The 22,907-nt window shown below is 72.8% G+C and carries 21 protein-coding genes; 11 read left to right on the top strand and 10 right to left on the bottom strand.

Annotated elements, in window-relative coordinates:
- Positions 1–2: 2 nt before the first annotated feature.
- A complete protein-coding gene (locus CWN80_RS05955) occupies positions 3–983 on the bottom strand; it encodes a WXG100 family type VII secretion target (protein ID WP_007923845.1) in 981 nt (326 codons plus the stop codon).
- A gap of 124 nt (positions 984–1,107) precedes the next feature.
- Between CWN80_RS05955 and CWN80_RS05950 the strand changes: the two genes are divergently transcribed.
- On the top strand, positions 1,108–1,602 hold the full coding sequence (locus CWN80_RS05950; RefSeq protein WP_007923847.1) for a hypothetical protein: 495 nt from the start codon (positions 1,108–1,110) through the stop codon (positions 1,600–1,602).
- Here CWN80_RS05950 and CWN80_RS05945 read toward each other — a convergent pair.
- Both CWN80_RS05945 and CWN80_RS05940 read right to left on the bottom strand, forming a co-directional pair.
- Positions 1,589–1,855: a metal-sensitive transcriptional regulator gene (locus CWN80_RS05945; protein WP_007923848.1), complete on the bottom strand. Its 267-nt coding sequence runs from the start codon at positions 1,853–1,855 to the stop codon at positions 1,589–1,591. The genes CWN80_RS05950 and CWN80_RS05945 overlap by 14 nt on opposite strands.
- Before the next feature lie 25 nt (positions 1,856–1,880).
- On the bottom strand, positions 1,881–2,282 hold the full coding sequence (locus CWN80_RS05940) for a DUF302 domain-containing protein (protein ID WP_007923850.1): 402 nt from the start codon (positions 2,280–2,282) through the stop codon (positions 1,881–1,883).
- A 135-nt stretch (positions 2,283–2,417) separates the two neighbouring features.
- Between CWN80_RS05940 and CWN80_RS05935 the strand changes: the two genes are divergently transcribed.
- The 3 genes from CWN80_RS05935 (at position 2,418) to CWN80_RS05925 (ending at position 5,336) form a co-directional block, all read left to right on the top strand.
- Entirely contained in the window at positions 2,418–2,603 is a 186-nt protein-coding gene (locus tag CWN80_RS05935) for a rhodanese-like domain-containing protein (protein ID WP_007923851.1), read from the top strand.
- A 291-nt stretch (positions 2,604–2,894) separates the two neighbouring features.
- Complete coding sequence (locus CWN80_RS05930) at positions 2,895–3,932, top strand: NAD(P)-dependent alcohol dehydrogenase (RefSeq protein WP_007923852.1); 1,038 nt, start codon at positions 2,895–2,897, stop codon at positions 3,930–3,932.
- A gap of 234 nt (positions 3,933–4,166) precedes the next feature.
- Positions 4,167–5,336 (top strand): endonuclease, encoded by a 1,170-nt coding sequence (locus CWN80_RS05925; RefSeq protein WP_007923853.1) that lies wholly within the window; start codon positions 4,167–4,169, stop codon positions 5,334–5,336.
- Positions 5,337–5,339: 3 nt separating this feature from the next.
- Here the strand turns inward: CWN80_RS05925 and CWN80_RS05920 are convergent, their stop codons facing one another.
- Positions 5,340–5,747, bottom strand: a complete 408-nt coding sequence (locus tag CWN80_RS05920) for a hypothetical protein (RefSeq protein ID WP_007923854.1) — start codon at positions 5,745–5,747, stop codon at positions 5,340–5,342.
- Between the two features lie 102 nt (positions 5,748–5,849).
- Between CWN80_RS05920 and CWN80_RS05915 the strand changes: the two genes are divergently transcribed.
- Genes CWN80_RS05915 through CWN80_RS05905 form a run of 3 tightly spaced genes read left to right on the top strand, consistent with a single transcriptional unit; the run spans position 5,850 to position 8,712 of the window.
- On the top strand, positions 5,850–6,692 hold the full coding sequence (locus CWN80_RS05915) for a MerR family transcriptional regulator (RefSeq protein ID WP_007923855.1): 843 nt from the start codon (positions 5,850–5,852) through the stop codon (positions 6,690–6,692).
- Positions 6,693–6,736: 44 nt separating this feature from the next.
- Positions 6,737–7,993 carry a glutaminase gene (locus CWN80_RS05910; RefSeq protein WP_128277008.1) on the top strand — a complete coding sequence of 419 codons (1,257 nt, stop codon included), beginning with the start codon at positions 6,737–6,739 and terminating at the stop codon, positions 7,991–7,993.
- Positions 7,993–8,712: an alpha/beta hydrolase gene (locus CWN80_RS05905; RefSeq protein ID WP_007923857.1), complete on the top strand. Its 720-nt coding sequence runs from the start codon at positions 7,993–7,995 to the stop codon at positions 8,710–8,712. The genes CWN80_RS05910 and CWN80_RS05905 overlap by 1 nt, the downstream gene beginning before the upstream one ends.
- A gap of 26 nt (positions 8,713–8,738) precedes the next feature.
- Here the strand turns inward: CWN80_RS05905 and CWN80_RS05900 are convergent, their stop codons facing one another.
- The 3 genes from CWN80_RS05900 to CWN80_RS05890 form a co-directional block, all read right to left on the bottom strand.
- Positions 8,739–9,524, bottom strand: coding sequence for a GTPase domain-containing protein (locus tag CWN80_RS05900; RefSeq protein ID WP_238148095.1), 786 nt, complete (start codon positions 9,522–9,524; stop codon positions 8,739–8,741).
- A gap of 10 nt (positions 9,525–9,534) precedes the next feature.
- The gene (locus tag CWN80_RS05895; RefSeq protein ID WP_040880435.1) at positions 9,535–9,756 is read right to left on the bottom strand and encodes a mycoredoxin; all 222 of its coding nucleotides are present in this window, start codon (positions 9,754–9,756) and stop codon (positions 9,535–9,537) included.
- Positions 9,757–9,864: 108 nt separating this feature from the next.
- Positions 9,865–10,542, bottom strand: a complete 678-nt coding sequence (locus CWN80_RS05890) for a SprT-like domain-containing protein (protein ID WP_007923863.1) — start codon at positions 10,540–10,542, stop codon at positions 9,865–9,867.
- 121 nt (positions 10,543–10,663) lie between these two features.
- Between CWN80_RS05890 and CWN80_RS05885 the strand changes: the two genes are divergently transcribed.
- The 4 genes from CWN80_RS05885 (at position 10,664) to CWN80_RS05870 (ending at position 14,136) form a co-directional block, all read left to right on the top strand.
- Positions 10,664–11,662: an LLM class flavin-dependent oxidoreductase gene (locus tag CWN80_RS05885; RefSeq protein ID WP_007923865.1), complete on the top strand. Its 999-nt coding sequence runs from the start codon at positions 10,664–10,666 to the stop codon at positions 11,660–11,662.
- Positions 11,663–11,831: 169 nt separating this feature from the next.
- Positions 11,832–12,641 (top strand): M57 family metalloprotease, encoded by an 810-nt coding sequence (locus CWN80_RS05880; protein WP_007923867.1) that lies wholly within the window; start codon positions 11,832–11,834, stop codon positions 12,639–12,641.
- Positions 12,642–13,121: 480 nt separating this feature from the next.
- A complete protein-coding gene (locus CWN80_RS05875) occupies positions 13,122–13,628 on the top strand; it encodes a hypothetical protein (RefSeq protein WP_007923870.1) in 507 nt (168 codons plus the stop codon).
- 25 nt (positions 13,629–13,653) lie between these two features.
- Positions 13,654–14,136 (top strand): ASCH domain-containing protein, encoded by a 483-nt coding sequence (locus CWN80_RS05870; protein ID WP_007923876.1) that lies wholly within the window; start codon positions 13,654–13,656, stop codon positions 14,134–14,136.
- Between the two features lie 17 nt (positions 14,137–14,153).
- Here the strand turns inward: CWN80_RS05870 and recD are convergent, their stop codons facing one another.
- Genes recD through recC form a run of 3 tightly spaced genes read right to left on the bottom strand, consistent with a single transcriptional unit; the run spans position 14,154 to position 22,785 of the window.
- Positions 14,154–15,899 (bottom strand): exodeoxyribonuclease V subunit alpha, encoded by a 1,746-nt coding sequence (recD, locus tag CWN80_RS05865; RefSeq protein WP_007923878.1) that lies wholly within the window; start codon positions 15,897–15,899, stop codon positions 14,154–14,156.
- Positions 15,896–19,363, bottom strand: a complete 3,468-nt coding sequence (locus CWN80_RS05860; RefSeq protein ID WP_083853570.1) for a UvrD-helicase domain-containing protein — start codon at positions 19,361–19,363, stop codon at positions 15,896–15,898. Before CWN80_RS05860 ends, recD begins: the two co-directional genes overlap by 4 nt.
- On the bottom strand, positions 19,360–22,785 hold the full coding sequence (recC, locus tag CWN80_RS05855) for an exodeoxyribonuclease V subunit gamma (protein WP_157986915.1): 3,426 nt from the start codon (positions 22,783–22,785) through the stop codon (positions 19,360–19,362). Before recC ends, CWN80_RS05860 begins: the two co-directional genes overlap by 4 nt.
- Between the last annotated feature and the right edge of the window lie 122 nt (positions 22,786–22,907).

The raw sequence follows: 22,907 nt of genomic DNA, 5'->3' as shown, positions 1-22,907 counted from the left end.
GGTCAGCCGGACTCCGAGGCCTCGAGCAGCCGGTCGAGCTCCTCGGGGGTGAGCTCCTCGGCACGGCGACGCTCCTCCTCGAAGGCATCGGCCTCGAGCGGCTGGTCGACATAGCCCTGCGGGTCCTCGTCCCACTCGGTGTAGTCGCCCTGGTTGTCGTGCCACGCCTCCACCTCTTCCGGCGTCACCCCGTTGTCGTAGGTCGGCTCGATGCCGCGCCAGTCCTCCCACCAGCTCGTCGTGCCGTCCTCCACGGCCTGCTGCTGCATGGCGTGGCGGGTCTCGTGGGACGCGGTGTTGAGCACGTCGGGGTTGGCCAGGTCGGAGTCGTCGATGACGACCCGGCCGCGACCGCGGTTCCACAGGTTGGGGTCGTAGTACGCGCCGGCATCGCCGTCCGCATCACCGAACTTCACGAGCGGGGGTGGGTCGATCCCGTACTCCTCCGCCTGCTCGAGGACCATCTGCTCGAGGATCGCCCGGCGCTCGTCGTCCGTGTAGGTCTCCCACTGCGCGGCGACCTCGGGCGGGATCTCGCCGAGCTGCCCCTCGAGCGGGTCGTCGGAGGGCGGCGGGGGTGCTGCCGGTGCGGTGATCTCGTTGGCGAGCGGCAGGTCCGGCACGCCCAGACCGATCGGCGCCCGCGGTCCGGCGAGGGAGTCGGGCGCGCCCGTGCCGAGCGCGCGCCCGGTGCTCGCGCCCGCGCTGGCCCGCGCCGCGCTCCCGCGCTCCTGGTCGTCGGCCTGCTGCTGCAGCTCGGTCGCCATTGTGCGGCACGAGGTCTCTGCCCGGGCCAGGGCCGACCGGGCATCGGGCCACGCGTGCGCGAAGCCCTCCGCGTCGGGGCCCGACCAGCTCGCGAGCAGGAGGGCCAGCTGTCCGGTCCCGCGCTGGGCGATGTCGTGGATCAGGCCCGCGCTGTCGGCGAGCTGCCCGCTCACCTCGTGCATCCGCTGCGGGTCCCCGCCCTCCGTCACGGCCACGTCTGCTCCCTTCGTCGCGACGGACGCTATCGGACGGTCACGGCCGGTCTCGATGGGGAGCGCTCCCCACGGCGCGCGGCGCCCGCGCTGGCAGGGTGGGGCCCGACAGGACGAAGGGAGAGCCATGAAGGTCGTCGACCCCAAGGGCAGGACGTGGCGGGTCTCGAGGCGCTGGATGCCGTGGCGCCGCAGGTCGAGCATCGGGGACTGGTGGCAGGTCCCCAGCGGGTCGGGGCTCGGCGACGACCCGATCAGCATGATCATCGGTGTCCTGCTGCTGCTCCTCATCATCCCCATCGCCATCGTCGCGCTGGTCGTCGCCCTGGAGCTGCTCCTGCTGCTGCTCGTCCTGCCCTTCGCCCTGCTCGGCCGGATGGTCTTCGGGCGGCACTGGCACGTCGAGGTGCGTGAGGGCTGGACCTTCGTGTGGGAGACCGAGGCCGGCGGCTGGCGCAGCAGCGGTCGTGCCATCGAGCAGATCGCCGACGGGATGCAGCGCGGGCTCACCCCGTGGCAGGCCGCGGGTCCCGCTGCGGCGCAGGCCTCCCCGCACCCTCCGGGTGTGGGTGGGCCGCCGCCCGGTCAGCCGCCCCCGCCGCCGGGCGTCAGGCGAGGGTGAGGAAGAGCTTTTCCATCGCAGCGCGGTCGTCCTCGTCGACCCCGTCGGGCGAGGAGAGGCACTCTCGCAGGCCAGAGGAGACGATGGCGAAGCCCGCGCGGTCGAGGGCGCGGCTCGCTGCGGCGAGCTGGGTCACGACCTCCTTGCAGTCGCGCCCCTCCTCGATGAGGCGGATGACGCCGCCGATCTGACCCTGGGCGCGGCGCAGTCGGTTGACGACCGGGCCCATGTCCTCCATGTCGAGGGTGACCATGTCTCTCTCCTTCGGGGTCGGTGGGTCAGGAGACCCTGCTCGGCAGCGAGGCCAGAGCGGTGTCGAGGCGGGTGCGGGCGTCGGCTGCGACGTCCTGCAGCTGCTCATTGTCCGTCACCCCGACCATCATGTCGGGGTCGAGGGCCTCGACGACGGTGCGGACGTCGCCGTCGGCGCGCACGACGACATTGCACGGCAGTAGGAGCCCGATCGAGGGCTCGTGGGCCACCGCCTGCTGCGCCAGCTGGGGACGGCAGGCACCGAGGATGACGTAGGGGGGTAGGTCTGCGTCGACCTTCGCCTTGAGCGTGCCGGCGAGGTCGATCTCGGTGAGGACACCGAAGCCTTGGTCGGCGAGCGCCTCGCGCGTCGCAGACAGGGCCAGCTCGAAGGGGGCGTCCACGGTGGTCGTGATGCCGTACTGCATGTCCGTCCTCCCGTTCCGTCTGCGTGTCGTGACAGACGGAGTATACCCCGCGGGGTATCGGTGGGACTGAACTCACCCTCCCTTCGCCCAACCCACCAACGTTGTGCGCGCATGGCTGCCCGGAGAGGGGCAGCCATGTGGCAACAGCGACGCCTGGCCAGGTCTGCGACCGCCGAGCTGGGTTGGACAGATGCCCCCGGGGGTATTAACGTCCGTGCCCTGCGCATCGCGGCGAGCCTGCTGCGCTCGGTCGGCCACCCGGACGTCACCGACCTCGTCTGCGGGTACGCGGCCTGGGAGCAGCAGACCGTCGACGCGTGAGCGCCAGAGGTGACCTCACCTCGACCAGAGAGGTGGGGTGAGAGGCGGATGGTGGGCGGAGTGAAGGCCCTCTGTCGTCCCGTCTCGACGTCCTGGCGCAGTTGTCGACGATGGGCGCGGCAATGACCGCGTCCATCGTCGATATCCACGCCCAGGGGCGAGGGGGTGGCGCGCCCCGAGCCGTCAGCGCCCGAGGGGGCACGCCACCGGGCTCAGGCCGCGTTTGGTCCTCGCGGGGAGCAGGAGTTGACTGAGGGGGTTCCCCCTTCGTCCACTCGAGAGGAGCGCCCCGTGCGCACCGTGAAGGCCTGGGCGGCCCCGTCCGCCACCGAACCCCTGACCGCGACGACCATCGAGCGTCGGGACGTCGGCCCCAACGACGTCCTCATCGAGATCGCCTACGCCGGCATCTGCCACAGCGACATCCACACCGCCCGCGCCGAGTGGGGCGACGTGCCCTACCCCATCGTCGTCGGCCACGAGATCGCCGGCACCGTCGCCGAGGTCGGCTCCGAGGTGACGAAGCACGCCGTCGGTGACCGCGTGGGCGTCGGCTGCCTCGTCAACTCCTGCGGCGAGTGCGATGCCTGCCGGGCGGGCCACGAGCAGTACTGCCCCGACGCGATCGGCACGTACAACGCGACCGACCGCGACGGCACGACCACGCAGGGCGGCTACTCGACGCACGTCGTCGTCGACGCCGACTTCGCGCTGAAGATCCCCGAGGGCCTCGAGCTCGACGTCGCCGCCCCGCTGCTGTGCGCCGGCATCACGACGTGGACCCCGCTGCGCCGCTGGGGCGTGCGCGAGGGCTCCAAGGTCGCGGTCGTGGGTCTCGGCGGACTCGGGCACATGGGCGTCCAGCTGGCCGTCGCCCTCGGCGCCGAGGTCACCGTGCTCTCGCAGTCGCTGAAGAAGCAGGAGGACGGCGTCGCACTCGGCGCCACCGACTACCGGGCGACGAGCGACGCCGAGACCTTCACCGACCTGCGCGGCAAGTTCGACCTCATCCTCAACACCGTGAGCGCCGACCTGCCGATCAAGAAGTACCTGTCGCTGCTCGCCCCCGAGGGCACCCTGGTCAACGTCGGCGCCCCGGCCGAGCCCTTCGAGGTCCCGGTCTTCTCCCTCATCGGAGGCAGCAAGGCGCTCGCTGGATCCAACATCGGCGGGATCCCCGGCACCCAGGAGATGCTCGACTTCTGTGCAGAGAAGGGCATCGGCGCCAAGATCGAGGTCATCCCGGCCGACAAGGTCAACGAGGCCTGGGACCGCGTCGTCGCCTCCGACGTGCGCTACCGCTTCGTCATCGACGCCGCGACGATCTGAGGCACGCACCCCCGAGCACCGGAGGGCGTCCTGGTGCATCTCGTGGCGGCATCCGCCGTGAGATGCACCAGGGCGCCCTGGTGTGCACGCACAGAGGGTGCACGGCCAGCCGGCCGACGGTCTGGCTCGGACGAGGGGAAACCCGGACCGGGCCCTGACCTGCTGTTCACCCACGGGGCCCGGAGCGTCGCGAGCATGGGGGCGACCCCCTTCGCCCACCCGTGAGGTCCACCCATGTCCCGCACGATCCGCCGGCTCGTCGGCATCTCCGCCGCGGCCGCCCTCGTCGCCCTGCCGAGCCTGCCCTCGCAGGCGCTCACGGTCACCGCCGCCACCAGCCAGGCTGCCGCGACCCCGCTCACCGTCACCGCGGCCCTCGGTCAGCAGGACGGCGCGACGCAGACCGTCCGTGGCTACGTCGTCGGCCAGCCGACCGCGACCGACCGGGTCGTGACGAGCGGCTTCCCCAACGACTACGCCATCGCGATCGCGGCGACGCCGGGCGAGACGGACACCGGCAAGATGCTCTACGTGCAGGTCCCCTCGGCGCTGCGCTCGCAGTGGGGGCTGGCCAGCAACCCCGACCTCGTGGGACAGCAGGTCGACGTCACCGGCGCGCTCGAGGCCTACTTCTCCCACGCCGGGGTGACGGGCACCAGTGCCATCGCGCTCGCCGACGGCACCGCCCCCGAGGAGCCCGAGGATCCCGGCGAGCCGACCGACCCCGGCAGCTACTACGACGGCACCGCCGGCCTGACCGGCTCGGCCCTCAAGTCCAGGCTGCACGACATCATCAGCACGCACACCGTCCTGTCCTACGACCAGGTCTGGGACGGCATCAAGGACGTCGACGAGGACCCGCAAGACACCAGCAGCGTCGTCCTGCTCTACAAGGGCACTTCCTCGCCGAAGTCGAACAACGGTGGGGGAGTGGACAACTGGAACCGTGAGCACGTCTGGGCCAAGAGCCACGGCGACTTCGGCACGTCCAACGGCCCGGGCACCGACCTGCACCACCTGCGCCCCACCGACGTCACCGTCAACAGCGACCGGGGCAACCTCGACTTCGACAACGGCGGCAGCGAGAACGGCGAGGCTGCCGGCAACTACTCCGACAGTGACTCGTGGGAGCCGCGCGACGAGGTCAAGGGCGACGTGGCCCGGATGATCTTCTACATGGCGGTCCGCTACGAGTCGGGCGACCGGATCGATCTCGAGGTCAACGACCAGGTCAACAACGGCTCCAACCCCTACATGGGGCGGCTCTCGGTCCTCAAGCAGTGGAGCCAGGAGGACCCGCCCGACGCCTTCGAGCAGCGGCGCAACGAGCGGATCTTCGACAACTGGCAGGGCAACCGCAATCCCTTCATCGACCACCCCGAGTGGGTCGAGTCGATCTGGTGAGGCTCAGTCGGTGAGGGTCAGCTCGTAGGTCGTGCCCGCGTCCGTCGTCGGGGTGGCGAGCTCGAGCGGGGTCCCGCGATCGACGGTGAAGTCGTGCTCCGGGTCGAGCAGGTTGATCCCGCCGCCGTCGTTGACCGGCGACATCGCTTCGGTCGTGCGGATCTCGACCTCGCCGTCGTCGACGTCGGTGAAGGTGATCTCGAGGTCGTCGTCGACGCGGACGGTCTGGCCCTCGACCGCCTCGACGTCGGTCGTGGTGTCGGTGGACTCGTGGTCGGGGTCCCAGCCGTTCCAGTCGCTCGCGGTGATCGTCAGCGGGACGGGGTCCTGGTCTCGGTCGAGCACCCCGCATCCGCCGAGGGGCAGCGCGAGGGCGAGGGCCGTCGTGAGGGTGAGGTGCCGCCGGGTCATGGTCGCTCCTGTCGTCGCTGTCGGGGATGGGACGGGTCGGAGCCGGTCCCGGTTCCACTGCGTCCTTGACCCTCACACCGTGTGAGGCGACAGGGTGGGCCCATGACCGACACCCCGGACCTCATGTCGATCGGCGAGTTCTCCTCCCGGTCGCGTCTCAGCGTGCGGATGCTGCGCCACTACGGCGAGCACGGGATCCTCGTGCCCGCCGACGTGGACGCGGCCTCCGGCTACCGCCGCTACGCGCCCGAGCAGCTCGCCGAGGCCGCCCACGTGAGGCGGCTGCGCGACGTGGGCTTCACGGTGTCCGCCATCTCGGTCCTCCTCGCCGCCCACGGCACCGAGAGCTACCGGCAGGCACTCGCCCTGCAGCGGGAGTCCCTCGGCGACGAGCTGCGCGCGGCCCGGGAGCGGCTGGCACTCATCGACCAGCTCCTCGACCAGGAAGGCACTGCCATGTCCACCATCACCGTCACCCGTACGACCGTCCCCGCCCGCACCGTCGTCGCCCTGCGCGGCACCGTCCCCGCCTACGACCAGGAGGGTCGGCTGTGGGAGCGGCTGCTCCCCGAGCTCGAGCGTCAGGGGCTGGTCCCCACCGGTCCGTGCGGCGTCTTCGAGCACGACCCCGAGTACCGCGAGGCCGACCCGACCCTGTCCATCTGGTTGCCCGTGCCTCCCGGCACCACCGCGCAGGCGCCCCTCGAGGTGCACGAGCTGCCTGAGCAGGAGGTCGTCCTCGCTCGCGTCGAGGGGCCGTACACGCTGATCAGCGAGGCCCATGCCCGCATCGACGAGCTGGTCCGGTCCGAGGGGCTGACCCTCGCCCCGCGCTCCGGCCTCGACGACGACATCGCCGTCCTCGGCTTCAACTGCTATCTCGTCGACCCCTCGCAGGCCGCCCCGGAGGACCTCATCACCGAGGTGTGCGTGCCGCTGGGGTGATGCACGCTCGCCCCCCCTGCGTCCTCGCCTGACAGGATCGGGACATGCGCTCTCCCGTGCCCGACTACCTGACCGAGGTCGCCGAGGCCTGCTCCGCGCCGAAGGGGGGCGAGCCCGCTTCCTACATCCCCGAGCTGGCGAAGGTCGACCCCGACCGCTTCGGCATCGCGCTCGCGACGATCGACGGCGAGGTCTACGCCGTCGGCGACGCCGAGCACGAGTTCACGATCCAGTCGATCTCCAAGGCCTTCGTCTACGGGCTCGCCGTGCGCGACCACGGACTGGAGCAGGTCCTGGAGAGGATCGACGTCGAGCCGAGCGGCGAACCCTTCGACGAGCTCTCCCTCGACGCCAGTGGCCGCCCGCGCAACCCGATGATCAACGCCGGGGCGATCACCGCCCACTCCCTCGTCGGCGAGCCCGACACCGCGCCCCACGAGCGGGTCGAGCGGATCATCCGGCTCCTGTCCGACCTCGCCGGTCGTGAGTTGTCCGTCGACGAGGACGTGTGGCGCTCGGAGGTCGCCACCGCCGACCGCAACCTGGCCATCGCCCACATGCTGCGTAGCCACGGCATCCTCACCGACTCGGCGGAGGAGGTCGTGAGCGCCTACTCACGCCAGTGCGCCGTGCTCGTCACCGCGAGCGACCTCGCGCTCATGGCGGCGACCCTCGCCAACGGCGGCATGCAACCGGTGACCGGCAAGCAGGTCTTCACCGGCGCCCAGGTCCGCCACGTCATGTCGGTCATGCTCACCTGCGGCATGTACGACTCCGCGGGCGACTGGGTCTCCTCGGTGGGCATCCCGGCCAAGAGCGGCGTCGGCGGCGGCATCATCGGGGCGCTGCCCGGGCAGGCTGGCCTGGCGACCTTCGCGCCACCGCTCGACGAGCACGGCAACAGCGTCCGCGGCGTCGAGGCCTTCGCGCGGCTCTCGAGGGACATGGGCATGCACCTCATGCAGGTCGCGCCGCCAGCCCGCTCGGTGATCCAGTCGACGCGGGTCGTCCAGCGCGGCGGCGAGTCCATGCGCACCTACTACCTGTCGGGCACCATCGGCTTCAGCGGCGCAGAGCTCGTCGCGCGCCGGCTCTCGCAGGACCCGCCCGAGCAGCATGCCGTCGTGCTCGACCTCACCGGCGTGCACTCGGTGACCGACGTCGGCAGGCGGATGCTGCTCGAGACGGCGCGCCGGCTACGCCTCGACGGGCACGAGGTCTACCTCGTCGACACCGACGACGTCATACCCGATGCCGACCCCGGCGACGGGCGGCGCCTCCCGCTCCTGGCCGACCAGTGATGCTGCGCCGACTCATCTACCCCGTCCCCGCGTGGGACCCGGAGGGCGGCCTGCCCGTCGAGACGACGGCGGCAGGCACCCACCTCGTCCACGCGCCGGCCCCCGAAGGCGGTCGCACGATCGTCTACTTCCACGGCAACGGCTCTGATCTGGCCTCGATCAGCCCGCTCGCCGGGCTCTTCGCCCGGCACGGCCTCGGCTTCGCGGCCGTGGAGTACCCCGGATACGGCCCGGCGGCCGGGCGTCCGCACCAGGAGGCGATCCTCGCGGCCGCGCGCGACGGGCTGGCGCACCTCTCCCTTCGCGCGGAGCGGACGGTGCTCGTGGGTGAGTCGCTCGGCTCGTCGGTGGCCGCACACCTGGCCGCGGAGGGAGTCCTCCACGACGGAGGGGCCTCGAAGGGGAGCGGGCGTCTCGTCCTCGTCTCGCCCTTCACCTCGATGACCGCGATGGTGCAGCGGGTCGCGCGGGTCTTCCCGCGCCGGCTCGTGCCGGACCGGTGGGAGACCGACGTGCTGGTGGGCCGCATCGACGTCCCCACGCTGCTCGTCCACGGCGAGCGTGACGACCTCGTGCCGCTGGTGATGAGCGAGCAGCTGGCACGAGGGATCTCGTCGTCGCAGCGGGTTGTCGTGCCGGGGCGGACGCACAACAACCTGTGGGAGGCGCCGAGCACCTGCCTCGAGGTGGTGGCGGCCTTCGCCAGCGCAGGGGGCTGAGTCGTCCGATGCCGGTGCGGCGAGGCTCAGACGTGCCCGGACAGTTGGGCCATGCGCGACTCGAGGGCGGTGAGCATCGTGCTGCACCGCTTGTCGGCGTCCTTGCGGGCGGCCTTGGTGCCCCCTTCGGCCGGCTCGGTGCACATCGGCAGCACGTCGACGGACAGGCGGGCCCCGCCGGCGAGCGAGCGCAGCTCGTCGAGCTTGGCCGCGAAGGGGGAGCCGCTGCCCGGGCTGTAGTACCGGACCGCGTCGTCGACCTCGTCGGGGAAGAGGTCGGCCTTGGTGACGACGATGACGAGCCACACCGGTCGGTCGCGCCGCAGGGCCATGGAGGCGATGCGGTGGGCCGTGATCGTCCAGTCCTCGAGCTCGGCGGCCAGCTGCTCCTCACGGGTCGCGGCGGCGTCACCGCTCGTGCCGGCGGTGCGCCGTGGGGTCGCGTGCCCCCACGCGACGACGTGCAGGACACCGTCGACGGGGTCGTCGTGGAAGACCTCGTCCAGGGCGCCCAGGCGCGTGGCCGCGTTGTCACCGGGGACGACGCGGAAGCGGAAGCCCTTGCCCTTCGCCGAGCGCCGGGTGCGCCGCTCCATCGTCGCGGAGCCGACCTCGACGGTGCTCTCCGCGGTGGTGCGCCGGGCCAGCCGGTCGGCGAGCCGGGTCTTGCCGACACCAGTCATGCCGGTCACGGCGACGGCGGGGAAGCGCCCGCGGAAGAGGTGACCCAGCTGGTGCGGGGCCCCCGACAGCGCCGAGAGGGCGGTTCCGGCGAGGGTCGTGCCCATGGCAGTGCGGGTGGCGGAGGACATGCGCGCCATCTCAGCCCAGCGCCTTCTTCACGTCGGCGAGGGAGGGGTTGGTCGCGGAGGAGCCGTCGGGGTAGAGCACGGTCGGCACCGTCTGGTTGCCGGCGTTGATGACCTCGACGAGCTCGGCAGTGCCGGGAGTCGTCTCGATGTTGATCTCGGTGTAGCCGATGCCCTCGCGGTCGAGCTGGGACTTCAGCCGGCGGCAGTAGCCGCACCAGCTCGTGGAAAACATCGTGACCGTCCCGTCAGCGGGCAGGTCGACACCGGGGGGCAGGATCTCGCGAACGTTCACCCCTCCAGCCAACCACGAGTCGGCGCCCGGACCATCACTCGGGGCGGGTCAGGCGGCCTCGACGTCGTCGAAGGGGACGGTGAGCACCATGCCGCGACCACGGACGTGGTACCGGGAGCGGCCTCGTTTGGTGACGACGCCGACGAAGCCCTCGTAGCGGCCCGGCGTGAGGACCCGGACCCGGTCGCCGATGGCGACGGGGACGCTCGACGGGGACCGGGAGGCGCGGCGCTCGATGGTCGTCAGCTCGCGCTCGTAGGCCGGGCTCATCACGGCGGGGACCCCGTCGTGGGTCCAGGTGAAGACGGCATCCGCCGAGAACCCAGCACTGCACTCGCGGCAGGAGGTGACCCGCGACGGGCGGCGGTGCCGGTCCACGGTGTGCCCGGCCGGGCAGGTCCCCACCCAGGCGCCCGGGATCGTCGCAGCCTCCTCCGGCAGGCACCGTCGGGGGCTGGCCCCGATGCTCACGGCCATCGCCTGCCAGCGGGGGCCGTGCCCGTGGCGTGGGCCGACGAGAGCATGGGCGATCTCGTGCAGGACGGTGTCGCGCACCTGCTCCCGGTCGTGCAGGCGGGTCAGCGGCGCGCTCAGCCCGATCGACCGGCGACCCCAGCGGCAGACGCCGGCGCGCTTCTTGGCCCGGTCGAGCTCGAGCTGCCAGTCGTGCAGCCCGTGCTCGTCCATGAGCTCCCGCGCCATGCGCTGCGCCTCGCCGATGTCCATGGCAGGAGAGTAGGTCGTGCGGCCGACGGGCCGGCGCGGCCGCGACCACCTGTGGACCGCTCCCTTCGTGCGGTGCCGGGTGTGGAATACCTGCGCTCCGCACGGGGTTGCCGCCAACGTGATGCCGAAGCTCTCTCTCCTTGACCTGGCCACCGTGGGCCGCGACCAGCCCGTCCGAGACGCGCTCGCGGACACCGTCACCCTCGCCCAGCGGGCCGACGAGCTGGGCGCCTTCGAGCGTCTCTGGTTCGCCGAGCACCACAACATGGGCCGGATCGCCTCTGCCGCCACCTCCGTGCTCATCGGCCACGTCGCCGCCCGCACCGAGCGGATCCGCGTCGGCTCCGGCGGCGTCATGCTCCCCAACCACTCGCCGCTCGTCATCGCCGAGCAGTTCGGCACCCTCGCCGAGCTCCACCCCGGTCGCATCGACCTCGGGCTCGGCCGCGCACCCGGCACCGACGGCGCGACGATGCGCGCGCTGCGCACGGACCCGCGCGCCGCCGAGTCCTTCCCCCAGGACGTCCGCGAGCTGCAGGGCTACCTCGCCGACGAGTCGATCGTCGACGGCATCCACGCCTATCCCGGCCGCGGCACCCGGGTCCCCCTCTACATCCTCGGCTCGTCGCTCTTCGGTGCCCAGCTCGCCGCCGCCTACGGGCTGCCCTACGCCTTCGCCAGCCACTTCGCGCCTGACGCGCTCGAGCAGGCCGTGCAGGTCTACCGCGAGCGCTTCACCCCGAGCGAGCAGCTCGACGCCCCCTACGTCATCGCCGCGGCCAACGTCATCGCCGCCGACGACAGCGCCACGGCGACCGACGCCGCGGACCAGGTGCTGCGGGCCCGGGTGCGCATGCTCGCCGGCCGGGTGGGCGGCAGCGACTCCCGCCTCGACGACGACATGGTCACCGCCCTCCTCGACACCGCCGTGGGCGCGCAGGCCCGTCACATGCTCACCCACACGATCGTCGGCGACGCGACCCAGGTGGCCGAGGGGCTGCGCCAGTTCGCTTCTCTCGCAAGGGCGGACGAGGTCATGCTGACCAACCCGGCGCCTGCCCTCGACCTGCGGCTGCGCACCCTCGAGATCCTCGCCGGCATCCACACGGACGGCGACTGACGCCCCCTTCGGCCTCGCCCGCGACCAATGCTTGGTGGTCCTGACGAAGTCCTGAAGCGCCCTTCCGCATCCCTGACGCGCTGGGGATGGAGTCGAGGGACGGTGCGCGCATAGCGTCCAACCCACCGAGGCAACGCAATCGCGAGGCCGGAGATGAAGGGTGAAGCACATGAAGCGCACCACCAAGCGCGCTACCACCGTCCTGGCGCTCGCCGCCGTCGTCTCGCTCGGCGGGGCCGGGCTCGTCCAGGCGGACCAGGTCGACGAGCCGTCGTACTCGGAGTTCAAGTCCGGGACCTACCAGGACCCGACGGACGGCCAGTACATCGTCAACGGTGACATGCCGCTCAAGGGTGAGAAGCAGCTGCGCGACTTCTACCAGGACCTCGTCAACCCGCAGTACGAAAACCAGCTCATCGTCAACACCGTCTACGGCAAGGACGACATCTGGAGCGCCAGCCAGGCGCAGGATCTCACCTACTGCGTGAGCACCGACTTCGGCTCCGACCACGCGGCGATCGTCGACGCCATGGAGGCTGGCGGTAACCAGTGGGAGAGCGCGAGCTCCGCGGTCGACTTCACCTACGACTCCAGCCAGGACGCCAACTGCTCGACGAGCAACGACAACGTCCTCTTCTCGGTCGAGCCGGTGCAGGGCGCCAGCTACATCGCCCGTGCCTTCTTCCCGAGCACCTCGAAGTCCGCGCGCAACGTGCTGGTCAACACCGACCAGATCTTCTCGTCGGGCTCCTGGACGGCCGACAACGTCCTGGCGCACGAGCTGGGTCACGCGCTCGGCTTCCGTCACGAGCACACCCGCCCTGAGTCGGGGACCTGCTTCGAGGACAACAACTGGCGTCCGCTGACCCCGTATGACTCGTCGTCGATCATGCACTACCCGCAGTGCAACGGCTCGAGCGACGACCTGAGCATGACCGAGGCGGATCGCGAGGGTATCCGCTCGGTCTACGGTTCCTGAGCCTCCCTGGGCTCCGGGACCACCCCTGGAAGGGATGCCCCCTTCGCGCCGGACTTCCTCCCCGGACGCGAAGGGGGTTTCTCATGCCCGCGACTCGTCCCTGACCGGATAGCTGCTGGTCGGGCCCTGCCGCTGGCGGCGGCCGCGGTCAGTCGGTGGGCGGCACGCGGGAGGGGTCGGTGACGAGCAGGGGGTGGACCGCTGCGCACGCGCGTCGATGGCCTGCCACCCCGGGGCCGCGTCGTCGTCGACGTGCTCCTCGGGCTCGGGTTGCTCGTCCTGCCTCTACTTCTTGCCCCACCTGGACATGCGGCCAGTCTGGCAGTCCTCCGGCCCGGTGGGCCTGCGCCGGGCCGGAGGGCCGGCGACGATGAAGGGATCCTCACGAGCGACTCATGGTCACCTCATGGTGGCTCCCTAGCGTGCAGTCATCGGGGTCGGCCGCAGGGGCAGGCCCGGGACGTCGAAAGGCACGCCACCATGAAGCGCATCCTCTCCACCCTCGCCGCCTCCGGGCTCGTCCTCACCGCTGCCGTCGCGACCGCTCCGTCAGCCGCGGCCGGCGACCGCACCTGCCGCGGCACGATCGGCAAGGTCACCGTCGACGACGTCAAGGTCCCGAAGGGAGCCACCTGCACGCTCAAGGGCACCCGGGTCAAGGGCAACATCACCGTCGGCTCCAAGGCCGTGCTCAAGGGCCACAACATGCGCGTCGACGGCAACATCCAGTCCTCCGGTCACAGGTCGGTCGCCCTGGGCTACAACACGATCGACGGCAACATCCAGCTGAAGTCCGGCGGCAGCATGAGCATCCGCAAGAACACCGTCGACGGCGACATCCAGGTCTTCAGCAACAAGAGCGGCGCGAAGAACATCTACGACAACCGCGTCGACGGCAACCTGCAGTGCAAGAGCAACTCGCCCGCCCCCAAGGGCGCGCGCAACAAGGTCAAGGGCAACAAGGAGGACCAGTGCCGCCGCTTCTGAGGCACCGCGCTGGCACCATGGGCTGATGGATGACATCGAAGCCTTCTGGCAGCGGGCGCAGCAGCACGCCGACCTCGCCTCGGTGAGCTCGTACACGGGTGAGAACCCGCTGGCGCTGCTGCGTCCGCCAGCCTGGGGCTTCGGTGCGACGCCGGCCCAGGCGGACGAACTGCTCGACCTCGTCCTCGCGGGTACCAAGACCGCGACCGCCTCGTCGCAGTGGGAGTACGAGGCCGAAGGGGAGGAGCTGCCCTCGGCCGGCACGCTCGGCATCGTCGTCGACGGCTCGGGCACGCCCCGCGCGCTCGTCGTGACGACTCGGGTGCGGGTGCTCCCCTTCGACGAGGTCGACGAGGAGCACGCCCGCGCCGAGGGCGAGGGCGATCGCACCCTGCGCCACTGGCGCGAGGTGCACGAGCAGTTCTTCACCGAGCACGCGGGCGGGCGGGACTTCGCCCCGGACATGCCGGTGGTGCTCGAGGAGCTGCGCGTGGTGTACGCGGAGTAGCCCGGCTCCTCGGAGCCTCAGACCCGGTGCCGCAGCCCCGTCGCGCGCTGGGTGCGCCGCTCGACCGCGGCCCGCACCGCTGCCTCGGAGCCGACGAGGGTCACCGACTCCTGGGCCCGGGTGATCGCGGTGTAGAGCAGCTCACGGGTGAGCAGGCGTGAGTCGGCGTCGGGCAGGAGCACGGTGACCGAGCGCGCCTGGCTGCCCTGGCTCTTGTGGATCGTGAGCGCGTGGGCGGTGTCGACCTCACCGAGGGTCGAGGCGGCGTGGACGATCGGGGCATCGGGCTCGCCGAAGACCCCGACGACGCGGTGGTCGGCCCGCAGCGCCATGACGCCGGTGTCGCCGTTGAAGAGGCCCAGACCCCGGTCGTTGGTCGTCACGAGCAGGGGCCGGCCGACGACCTGGCGACCGAGGTGGTCGCTCGCCTCGGCGAGCCACCGCTCGACGCGGTCGTTCCACGGCCCCACGCCCCACGGTCCGTCCCGGTGGGCGCAGAGCAGCCGGTGTTCACCGAGCTCGCGCAGGGCGTCGGCGTAGCGGCCCGCGAGGGCGAGGTCGCGCAGCCGCTCGGCATGGGTGAGCAGCCGCAGGCGCAGGGCCTCGTCGGCCCCGATGACGTCGGCGACCGGCAGGTGCTCGACCGGGCCACCCGGGCGGGCCTGCGCGAGCAGCTCGAGCACGAGGTCCGCGTCGCCGACGCGCACGGCCTCGGCGAGCGTGCCGATCTCGTGGCCGAAGCGGTGCGAGGTCTGCAGGCGCGCCACCGGGCCGTCGTCGCCGTAGCCCGCGACGAGGTCGGCGAGCACGGCACCGGCCTCGACCGAGGCGAGCTGGTCGGGGTCGCCCACGAGGAGCAGCCGGGCGCCCGGGCGCAGGGCCTCGAGCAGGCGGGCGGTGAGCGTCAGCGACAGCATCGACGCCTCGTCGACGACGACGATGTCGTGGGGCAGCGGGTTGCCCCGGTCGCGCCTGAAGCGGTTGCCGCTGTCGGGCCGCCACCCGAGCAGACGGTGGACGGTGACGGCCTCGATGTCGGTGCCGAGGCGCTGTCGGTCCTGCTCGGGCATGTGGCCCAGGGAGCCGAGGACGGACTCGCGCAGCCGGGCGGCGGCCTTGCCCGTCGGCGCGGCCAGGGCGATCCGCGGCCGGTGACCGGTGGCCTCGGCCTGCTCGAGCAGCAGGGTGAGCAGGCCGGCGACGGTCGACGTCTTGCCGGTGCCCGGACCGCCGGCGAGCACGGTCGTCAGGCGGCCGGCGGCCGCCCGGACGGCGTCGCGCTGCTCGCCCCAGCCGTCGCGGGGGAAGACGCGCTCCAGCCCCGCCTCGAGCATCTCCTCGTCGATCTCGGGGGCAGGGGTCTGTGCCCTGCGCTGGAGGTCCTGCGCGATCTGGACCTCTTCGCGGTGGTAGCGGTCGAGGTAGACGAGGTCGTGCTCGACGAGCAGCACCCCGGCCTCGGCGAGTGCGCTGCCGCCGACCTGCTCGAGCCACTCGGGTGTCGGCGGCAGGGCGACGGGCGACTCCTCGAGCAGCTCGCGCGCGTGGGCCGGGTCGAGGCTGGTCGACCCCTCGCGGGCGGCGCGCACCACGAGCGCGAGCGTGACGCGGGCGAGGGGGTCCTCATCGTCCACCAGCGTCGCGAGACGGCTCGCGACGTGGACGTCGGCAGCCTCGATGACGCCTGCGGCGTTGAGGTCGGCGAGCTCGCCGGTGGCACTGCGGGCGACCCGGCGGTCGTAGCGGTCGAGCACCTCGGTCATCGGTCCACCCCTTCGCTCGTCGTCGCGCCCGTGCGGGCCCCGGCGCCCGAGCCCGGACCTGCGCCCGCACCCGCGGGTCGGCGCCCGTCGAGCAGGTCGGAGACACCGGTGACCAGGGCGACCGGCGGGGCCCAGGAGAAGACGCCGGTCGGGTGCCCGTCGACGAGCGGTGTCTGCTCCCCGGCCATCCCCCGGAGGTAGAGGTAGAGCACGCCGCCCAAGTGCCGGTGCGGGTCGTAGCCCGGCTGCCGCCACCGCAGGAAGCGGTGCAGCACGACCCCGTAGAGGATCGCCTGGAGCGGATAGCTCGAGTGCGTCATCGCCTCCCGCAGGGCGGTCGGGTCGTAGTGGGCCGTCGTCAGCGGGGTGTCGACGGGCCCGAGCCAGTTGGTCTTGTAGTCGACGACGAGGTGCCGCTCGCCGATCCGCAGGACGATGTCGACCGAGCCGGTGAGATAGCCGCGGAGCGTCTGTCCGCCGAGCACGGGGTCGTCGAGCACGTCGGCGAAGGGCAGCACCGGGTCGTCGGCCGGCAGGTGCTCGCGCATGAGGGCGGCGAGGTCGCCGAGCACGGCGCCGTCGTCGCTGGGCGGCGGGGCGTCGTCGCCACCGCCGAGCGGCAGCTCGAAGTCCATCTCGCACAGGCGGTCCCGCGCCCCGACGTCACGCAGCCGGGTGCCGGGGGCCAGCGGCCCGAGCGGGGTCTCGATGACCTCGACGAGCGCAGCGGCGAGGGCGTCGCGGTCGAGGTCGGGCACCGGCCAGGCGATGATCTGCTCCTCGATGTGCGCCCGCAGCTCGCCGAGCAGGTCCTCGGCCTGCGCGTCGGCCTCCTCGAGCACCGCGTGGACGAGCGAGCCGAAGCCCGCTCCGACGGGCAGCTGCGCCATGGGCGAAGGGAGATGCCCCTCGCCTCCCGCAGCCCCGGCCGCGTCGGCACGGCCCGTCGCATCGGTACGGCCCGCCGCGTCGGCTCCACCCGCCACGACGAGGTCGGCGGGACCCCCTTCGTCCTGACGGTCGGTGACCTCCGGCTCGCTGGCCACGAGATCCTCGGCACTGGCCCGGGGGACCTCGTCCAGGGGGCGGGTCAGCGCGGTGTAGGAGGTCCGGCGCCAGGCGTCGTCGACCGTGCGGGTGAAGTCGCGGACCGCCAGCTCGGTCACCGGCTGGGGCTGCGACATCTTCACGGGGGTGGGCTGGTCGACGTACTCGACCCGCAGCGCGCCCCGGCGCTCCCAGTCCGCGAGGCGGTCCTGCAGGGTCTCGTCGCCGGGCACCGGGTGCTTCGGCGGGACCTCGGCCTGCCCCTGGGTGCGGCCGAGGAGGACGCGGTGCAGCGGCGACGGTCCGGTGCTCTGCGCCGAGGGGAACCACCACGTGACGACCTGGCTCTGCGCGCGGGTCAGCGCGACGTAGAGCAGCCGCAACGACTCGCCGCTCTCCTCGGCGGCAGCCCGGGCCAGGCGGTCGGAGCGGCCGTCGTCGGAGGTGATGCCGATGTCGAGTGCCCGGGTGCGGTCGGCCCTGTGGAAGTGCAGCACGTCCGGCCGCGGCAGCCACCGGTCGCACACGAAGGGCAGCATGACGACGGGGTACTGCAGCCCCTTGCTCGCGTGGATCGTCGCGAGGTGGACCGCGTCGGCGTCGCTGTCGAGGCGGCGGGCGCGCTCCTCCTTGCGGCTGGCAGCCATGCGCTCGCGCAGCCACGCGGTGAGCGAGGCCAGGCCGTCGCCCTCGGTGACGACCCGCTGGTGGAGGGTCTCGCCGATGTGCCGCAGGTCGGTGAGCAGCCGCTCGCCGTCGGTGCGGCGCAGCACGCGGGCGTCGAGCCCGTCGGCGGTGGCGGCGGCGAGCACCGCGGCGACGCCGCGTCGCCCGAGCAGGGCGGCCCAGGTGCGCAGCCGGTGGGCGACCTCTTCGGTGAGGTCGTCGCCGCGGGTGTCGAGATCGGTGGCCGCGGCCCCGACGAAGGGGGTGAGCGCCGCCGCGCGCACCCGCTCGGCGCGGTGGGTCAGTTCCATCGCCTCGAGGAGGGTGAGCCAGTGCTCCGCGGCCACGGAGTCGTAGATGCTCTCGCTCGAGACGATGACCGAGCGCAGCCCGACCGCCGTGAGCGCGGAGCGCACGGTGTCGAGCTGCTTGCGGGTGTGGGCGAGCACGGCGATGTCGCCGGCCCGCAGCGGGCGCCCGTCGAAGGTCGTGCGACCGGCGAGCAGCCGGGTGATCTCCGCGGCGCAGTCGGCGGCGACGAGCGGGCGGACGGTGGCGATCGAGATGCTCTGCCCGGGCTGCTCGACGCGGGCGCTCGGCACCGCGCGCAGCCGCACGGGGGCGAACTGGCCGTCAGGGAGGCTGCCGTCGGCGGTCCTGAGCCGCGAGCCCTCACGGGCGGCAGTCACCTGGTGCACGACGATCTCCTCGTCGCCGAGCTGTGCCCCGCCGAGCAGGACGCCGAGGCTGCGCACGAGCGGCGCGTCGGAGCGGTGGTTGACCCCGAGGGTGTGCCGGGTGGTCGCCGACTCGGCGGCCGTGAGATAGGTGTCGACGTCGCCGCCGCGGAAACCGTAGATCGCCTGCTTGGGGTCACCGATGAGCACGAGTGTGCTGTGCCCGCTGAAGGCGCGGTCCAGGATCTGCCACTGGACCGGGTCGGTGTCCTGGAACTCGTCGACGAGCACGACCCGCCAGCGCTGCCGCATCCGCGCTCGGGCGGGGGAGTCCTCGTCCTCGAGTGCGATCGCGAGGTGCGAGAGCAGGTCGTCGTAGCCGAGCACGCCCAGGCGGCGCTTGCGTCGGTCGAGCTCCTCACGCACGAGCCGGGCGAAGCCCAGGCTCCGGGCGTCGGCGGAGCGTCCCTTGAGGGAGGCGGGCTCGAGCTCGGCATGCGGGTTGTCGGTGACGGCGCGGGCGATCTCGCCGGCGCGCTTGCGGGAGAAGGCGGCTGGTCCGCCCTGTGCGAAGCCGCGGACGTAGAGGTCGTCGACGACCTCGTCGCGCAGGTCCGACAGGTCCTCGACGAGGCGGGCGTGCTGGTCGGTGTCGCCGGCGACACCGAGCCCGCGCAGCACGAGCTGGCAGAACTGGTGCGTCGTCGCGATCGTCGCTGCGTCGAAGTGGGTCAGCGCGTCGCGCAGCCGCCGGGCCCGCTCGGCGACCTCGTCGGCGCTGCCCTGCCGCAGCAGCGCGACGACCTCGTCGTCGGTCGGCAGCTGGGGGTCGGCGACGAGCCGGTGGACGTGCCGCAGGTGCTCGCGGACCCGCTCGCGCAGCTCGCGGGAGGCGGCCCGGCTGAAGGTGATGACGAGCATGTCCTCGAGGCGCACCACGCCCTCGGCGACGTGCCGCGCGACGAGCGCGCCGATCGTCCACGTCTTGCCGGTGCCGGCGCTTGCCTCGAGCAGGACGGTGCCCGTGGGCAGTTCGCCAGCGATGTCGAAGGGGGTGAGTGCGCTCGCGCTCATGCCGTGCTCCCCACGTTGTCGAGCGCGGGCCCCCACACCCGCGGGGCGAGGGTGGCCAGGTCGCTGCCCGGGCCGGCGAGGGTCTGCTGCAGCACGTCGAAGGGGGCCTCCCGCCCGTGGACGAGGCGCCACCAGGAGTCGTCCCGCTCGCCGGGGATGGTGTCGCCGCTCTTGAGGAGCGAGGCCTCCCACTCCTTGGCGGCCTGCTGCTGCGCGAGCCGGGTGCGCGTGGGGTTGCGGCTGACCGCTTGGGCCCAGGCGTGGGCGGTCTTGACGGGCAGGGGCAGCGGCGCGGTCTGACCGAGGGCGAAGACGTCGAGCAGGGTCGTCAGGTGCGAGCGGGCGGCCTCGCGGGGCAGCACGCCGTAGCTCGTGCGCGCGACCTTGCCCCGAGAGCCCTTGCCGAGGGTCGAGGCCTGCCAGCCCTCGTCGTCGGTGCCGGCAGCGGTGAGCGCGAGCAGGCGGATCCACGCGCCCATGACCTGCTTGGCGCCCAAGCGGGAGTAGGTGACGTCGACGAGGTGCAGACCGCGGACGCCGTCGACGGTGCCGGTGAGGCGGCGGTCGCCGGGCAGCGTGACTTCGATGTCGACCGCGCGCGGGTCCTCTGGTGGCCCGAGTGCGAGCTGGCCCATGAGCTGCTCGACGGTGCGGCCGATCTCCTCGAGCGTCGCCTCACCGAGACCGGCGGGTGGCAGCGCGCCGCGCAGCAGCTCCGCCCGGTAGATCGAGCGCGGGTCCTGGCCGGCGATGCGGGCGCGCAGGGCGCGGTCGCCGACGGCCCACTTCTCCAGGGCGTCGAGGTCGACGGGCAGCCGGTCGCTCACCTCGTCGACGTCGTGGGAGACGCCCACCTGCAGCCGGTCGCGGAGGAATCCGCGGGCGGGGTTGTCGTAGAAGGCGATGAGGTCGGCCAGGCCGACATCGGCGACGGTCCGACCGGGCAGTGGGGCGGTGACCAGTCGCCCGGGCGGGGTGCGCTCGCCGACCGCGGCGCGGGCGGCGAGCAGTGCCGAGCGGTCGAAGCTGAAGGATCGCCCACCCCCGGGCCCCCCGACGGTGAGGTTGCGCGCGTCGAAGGGCTGCAGGGGGTGGTGGGTGACCTCGACCGGTGCCGTGGTCGTCTCGCGGGCGGCATCGAGGAGCTCGCCGAGCGGCACGGCGGGCGGGCAGGGCTCGCCGCTGTGCTCGTCGGCGCCGGTGTAGGCGATGACGAGCCGCTCGCGGGCGGCGAGCACGGCGTCGAGGAGCAGCTGGCGGTCCTCGCTGCGGGCGTCGCGCTCGCCGGTCATCGGGCGCCGCGCGAGCACGTCATCGCCGTCGATCGCCTGCTGGCGGGGGAAGGAGTCGTCGTCCATGCCGAGCAGGCACACGACGCGGTGCGGCACCGAGCGCATCGGGGTCATCGTGCACACGGTGAGGCCGCCGGTCCTGAAGCTCGCCCGGCTCGGGCGCCCGGCGAGCTGGTCGGCGAGCAGCACCCGCACGTCGGCGAGGCGCAGCGGCACGTCGTCGCTGGCGTGCCGGGCGGCGGAGCCGAGGGTGCGCTGGAGGTCGCCGACCTGCCAGCGCTCGCGCGGGGGCACGTCGGTCAGGGAGAGGACGGTCTCGGTGAGGGCCTCCATCCACTCGGTGGCCGGGCCGGCGTGCTCGAGCCGGTCGAGGCCCTCACCGATGCGGGCGAGCAGCTCGCTCACCCGGCCGACGAGGTCGACCGAGCCGCTGCCGACGTCGTCGAGGGGCATGACGCCGCCGACCTGCAGCGGGCCGTCGGCCGAGACGGTGACCCCGACGAGGAGTCGGTCGAGGCCGAACCGCCAGGTCCCCTGGGGCTCCACGTCGAGGGCGAAGGGGGCCCGCCCCGCCTGGTCGTAGCCCCACCGGATGCCGGAGTCGCTGACCCACCGGGTCATCGTCGCGAGGTCGTCGTCGTCGAGGCCGAAGCGGCGCCGGACCGGCCCGCTCGCCGCGAGGTCGAGCACCTCGCTCGCGGTGAGGCGCCCGCCGGCGAGGCCGACGACGCGGTCGGCGACGTCGAGCCGGGGGTTGGTGGCCCGCAGCGACCGGTCGGCCAGCCGTACCCGCAGCCGGTGGGCGGGGTGGGTGTCGACGCCGTCGGCGTCAGTGCCGTGCTCGCCGAGGCCGAAGGCCGCGCCGATGAGCGGCGCATAGGTCTCGACGTCGGGGCACATGACGAGCACGTCGCGCGGCTCGAGGGTGGGGTCGTCGTCGAGCAGCCCGACGAGCACCTCGCGCAGCACCTCGACCTGCCGGGCGGGCCCGTGGCACGCGTGGACCTGGATCGAGCGGTCGTCGGTCGGCACGGTCCGGGCGGTGCGCTCGCTCTCGTCGGGGACGTGGTCGTCGCGCAGATCGGCCTGCAGCCACTCGAGCACCGACCGCGCCTCCAGATCGCCCCCCGAGGAGGGCCCGTGATCGCTCCCTGCCCCTCGAGACGGCGCTGGCGCGCCTCCTCGGGAACCGGAGGTCGCCCCCAGCACCCGCACCAGCTCGCGTGAGTCCCGCCCCAGCGAGGCGAGCAGCGGGTGCCGGACGAGGTCGCTCGTCGCGTCGTCGTCGCGGGCCACCACACCCTCGGCGGCGAAGGGGGTCAGCCGCTCCCACAGGTCGGGCGAGGGCTGGGGCAGCCACAGGTGCACGTCGCGGCTGCCGGCCAGGGCGTGCAGCAGCTCGACCTCGGTGACCGCGAGCCGGGTGTGCCCGAAGAGCGAGAGCCGCTCCGGCAGCTCGAGCCCGCCGCCCGTGACGCCCCCGGTCCCTGAGGAGGTCGCCCCGCGACCGTCTCGAAGGGCAGCGACCGTCTCGGCGTGCCGCACGTCCGGCGGGGGCGCGTCGACGACGCCGACGAGGCGCCGCCACAGCTCGGCCTGCCAGACCAGGTCGTGGTCGAGGGGGCCGCCGGTGCCGTCGGTGTCACGCCCCTCGCGCCAGTCGGCGAGCATCGTCGGCCGGCTCTGGCCGTAGCGGTGGAAGAGCCGGGCCAGCCGCAGCGCGACCGAGTAGCGGCGGCCGGCGCGGGTGCCGTCGGGGTCGTCGGTGCCGTGCCCCAGGTGCCGGCTGAGCGCTGCGCACCACGGCTGCCCGAGCCCGGCGTCGATGACCTCGAGCAGCGGCCAGACGAGGTGCTGCGGCAGCCATGGATCGTCGTCGTCACGCCCGGTGAGCATCGTGACCAGGGAGCGCGGCCGCAGGAAGGTGACGCCGGCGCAGACCCCGTCGTGGCTCCCTTCGCCCGTGCCGAGGCGGTGGGACAGGCGCTGTGCCAGCCACCGCTCGATGCCCTGCTCGGGCACGACGACGACCTCCTGGGCGAAGGGGTCGGGCAGCGGGCTCGCCAGCAGTTCGCCGAGCTCGTCGGCGAGGGTGTCGGTGCGCTGCGCGCGGTGGAGATGGAGGGCCACGGTCAGACCGTAGCCGGACCCGGCGACAACGTGACGTGCGCCTGTGGATGAGAAGCAGCTGATGACGAACGGGCCCTCTCTCATGCTCGCCAGCCTGTGTTCGTCGTGTTCGTGTGATCACG

The sequence above is a fragment of the Janibacter hoylei PVAS-1 genome (assembly GCF_004025845.1).
GTDB lineage: Bacteria > Actinomycetota > Actinomycetes > Actinomycetales > Dermatophilaceae > Janibacter > Janibacter hoylei.
The sequence above is the reverse complement of the archived record's forward strand: the minus strand, read 5'-3'. Positions and strand labels throughout refer to the sequence as shown.

Coding starts and splice junctions, on each gene's coding strand:
- CWN80_RS05950 (WP_007923847.1), top strand. CDS start 1,108: ATGAAGGTCGTCGACCCCAAGGGCAGGACGTGGCGGGTCTCGAGGCGC.
- CWN80_RS05945 (WP_007923848.1), bottom strand. CDS start 1,855: ATGGTCACCCTCGACATGGAGGACATGGGCCCGGTCGTCAACCGACTG.
- CWN80_RS05940 (WP_007923850.1), bottom strand. CDS start 2,282: ATGCAGTACGGCATCACGACCACCGTGGACGCCCCCTTCGAGCTGGCC.
- CWN80_RS05935 (WP_007923851.1), top strand. CDS start 2,418: ATGTGGCAACAGCGACGCCTGGCCAGGTCTGCGACCGCCGAGCTGGGT.
- CWN80_RS05925 (WP_007923853.1), top strand. CDS start 4,167: ATGTCCCGCACGATCCGCCGGCTCGTCGGCATCTCCGCCGCGGCCGCC.
- CWN80_RS05920 (WP_007923854.1), bottom strand. CDS start 5,747: ATGACCCGGCGGCACCTCACCCTCACGACGGCCCTCGCCCTCGCGCTG.
- CWN80_RS05915 (WP_007923855.1), top strand. CDS start 5,850: ATGACCGACACCCCGGACCTCATGTCGATCGGCGAGTTCTCCTCCCGG.
- CWN80_RS05910 (WP_128277008.1), top strand. CDS start 6,737: ATGCGCTCTCCCGTGCCCGACTACCTGACCGAGGTCGCCGAGGCCTGC.
- CWN80_RS05905 (WP_007923857.1), top strand. CDS start 7,993: ATGCTGCGCCGACTCATCTACCCCGTCCCCGCGTGGGACCCGGAGGGC.
- CWN80_RS05900 (WP_238148095.1), bottom strand. CDS start 9,524: ATGTCCTCCGCCACCCGCACTGCCATGGGCACGACCCTCGCCGGAACC.
- CWN80_RS05895 (WP_040880435.1), bottom strand. CDS start 9,756: ATGTTTTCCACGAGCTGGTGCGGCTACTGCCGCCGGCTGAAGTCCCAG.
- CWN80_RS05890 (WP_007923863.1), bottom strand. CDS start 10,542: ATGGACATCGGCGAGGCGCAGCGCATGGCGCGGGAGCTCATGGACGAG.
- CWN80_RS05885 (WP_007923865.1), top strand. CDS start 10,664: ATGCCGAAGCTCTCTCTCCTTGACCTGGCCACCGTGGGCCGCGACCAG.
- CWN80_RS05880 (WP_007923867.1), top strand. CDS start 11,832: ATGAAGCGCACCACCAAGCGCGCTACCACCGTCCTGGCGCTCGCCGCC.
- CWN80_RS05875 (WP_007923870.1), top strand. CDS start 13,122: ATGAAGCGCATCCTCTCCACCCTCGCCGCCTCCGGGCTCGTCCTCACC.
- CWN80_RS05870 (WP_007923876.1), top strand. CDS start 13,654: ATGGATGACATCGAAGCCTTCTGGCAGCGGGCGCAGCAGCACGCCGAC.
- recD (WP_007923878.1), bottom strand. CDS start 15,899: ATGACCGAGGTGCTCGACCGCTACGACCGCCGGGTCGCCCGCAGTGCC.
- CWN80_RS05860 (WP_083853570.1), bottom strand. CDS start 19,363: ATGAGCGCGAGCGCACTCACCCCCTTCGACATCGCTGGCGAACTGCCC.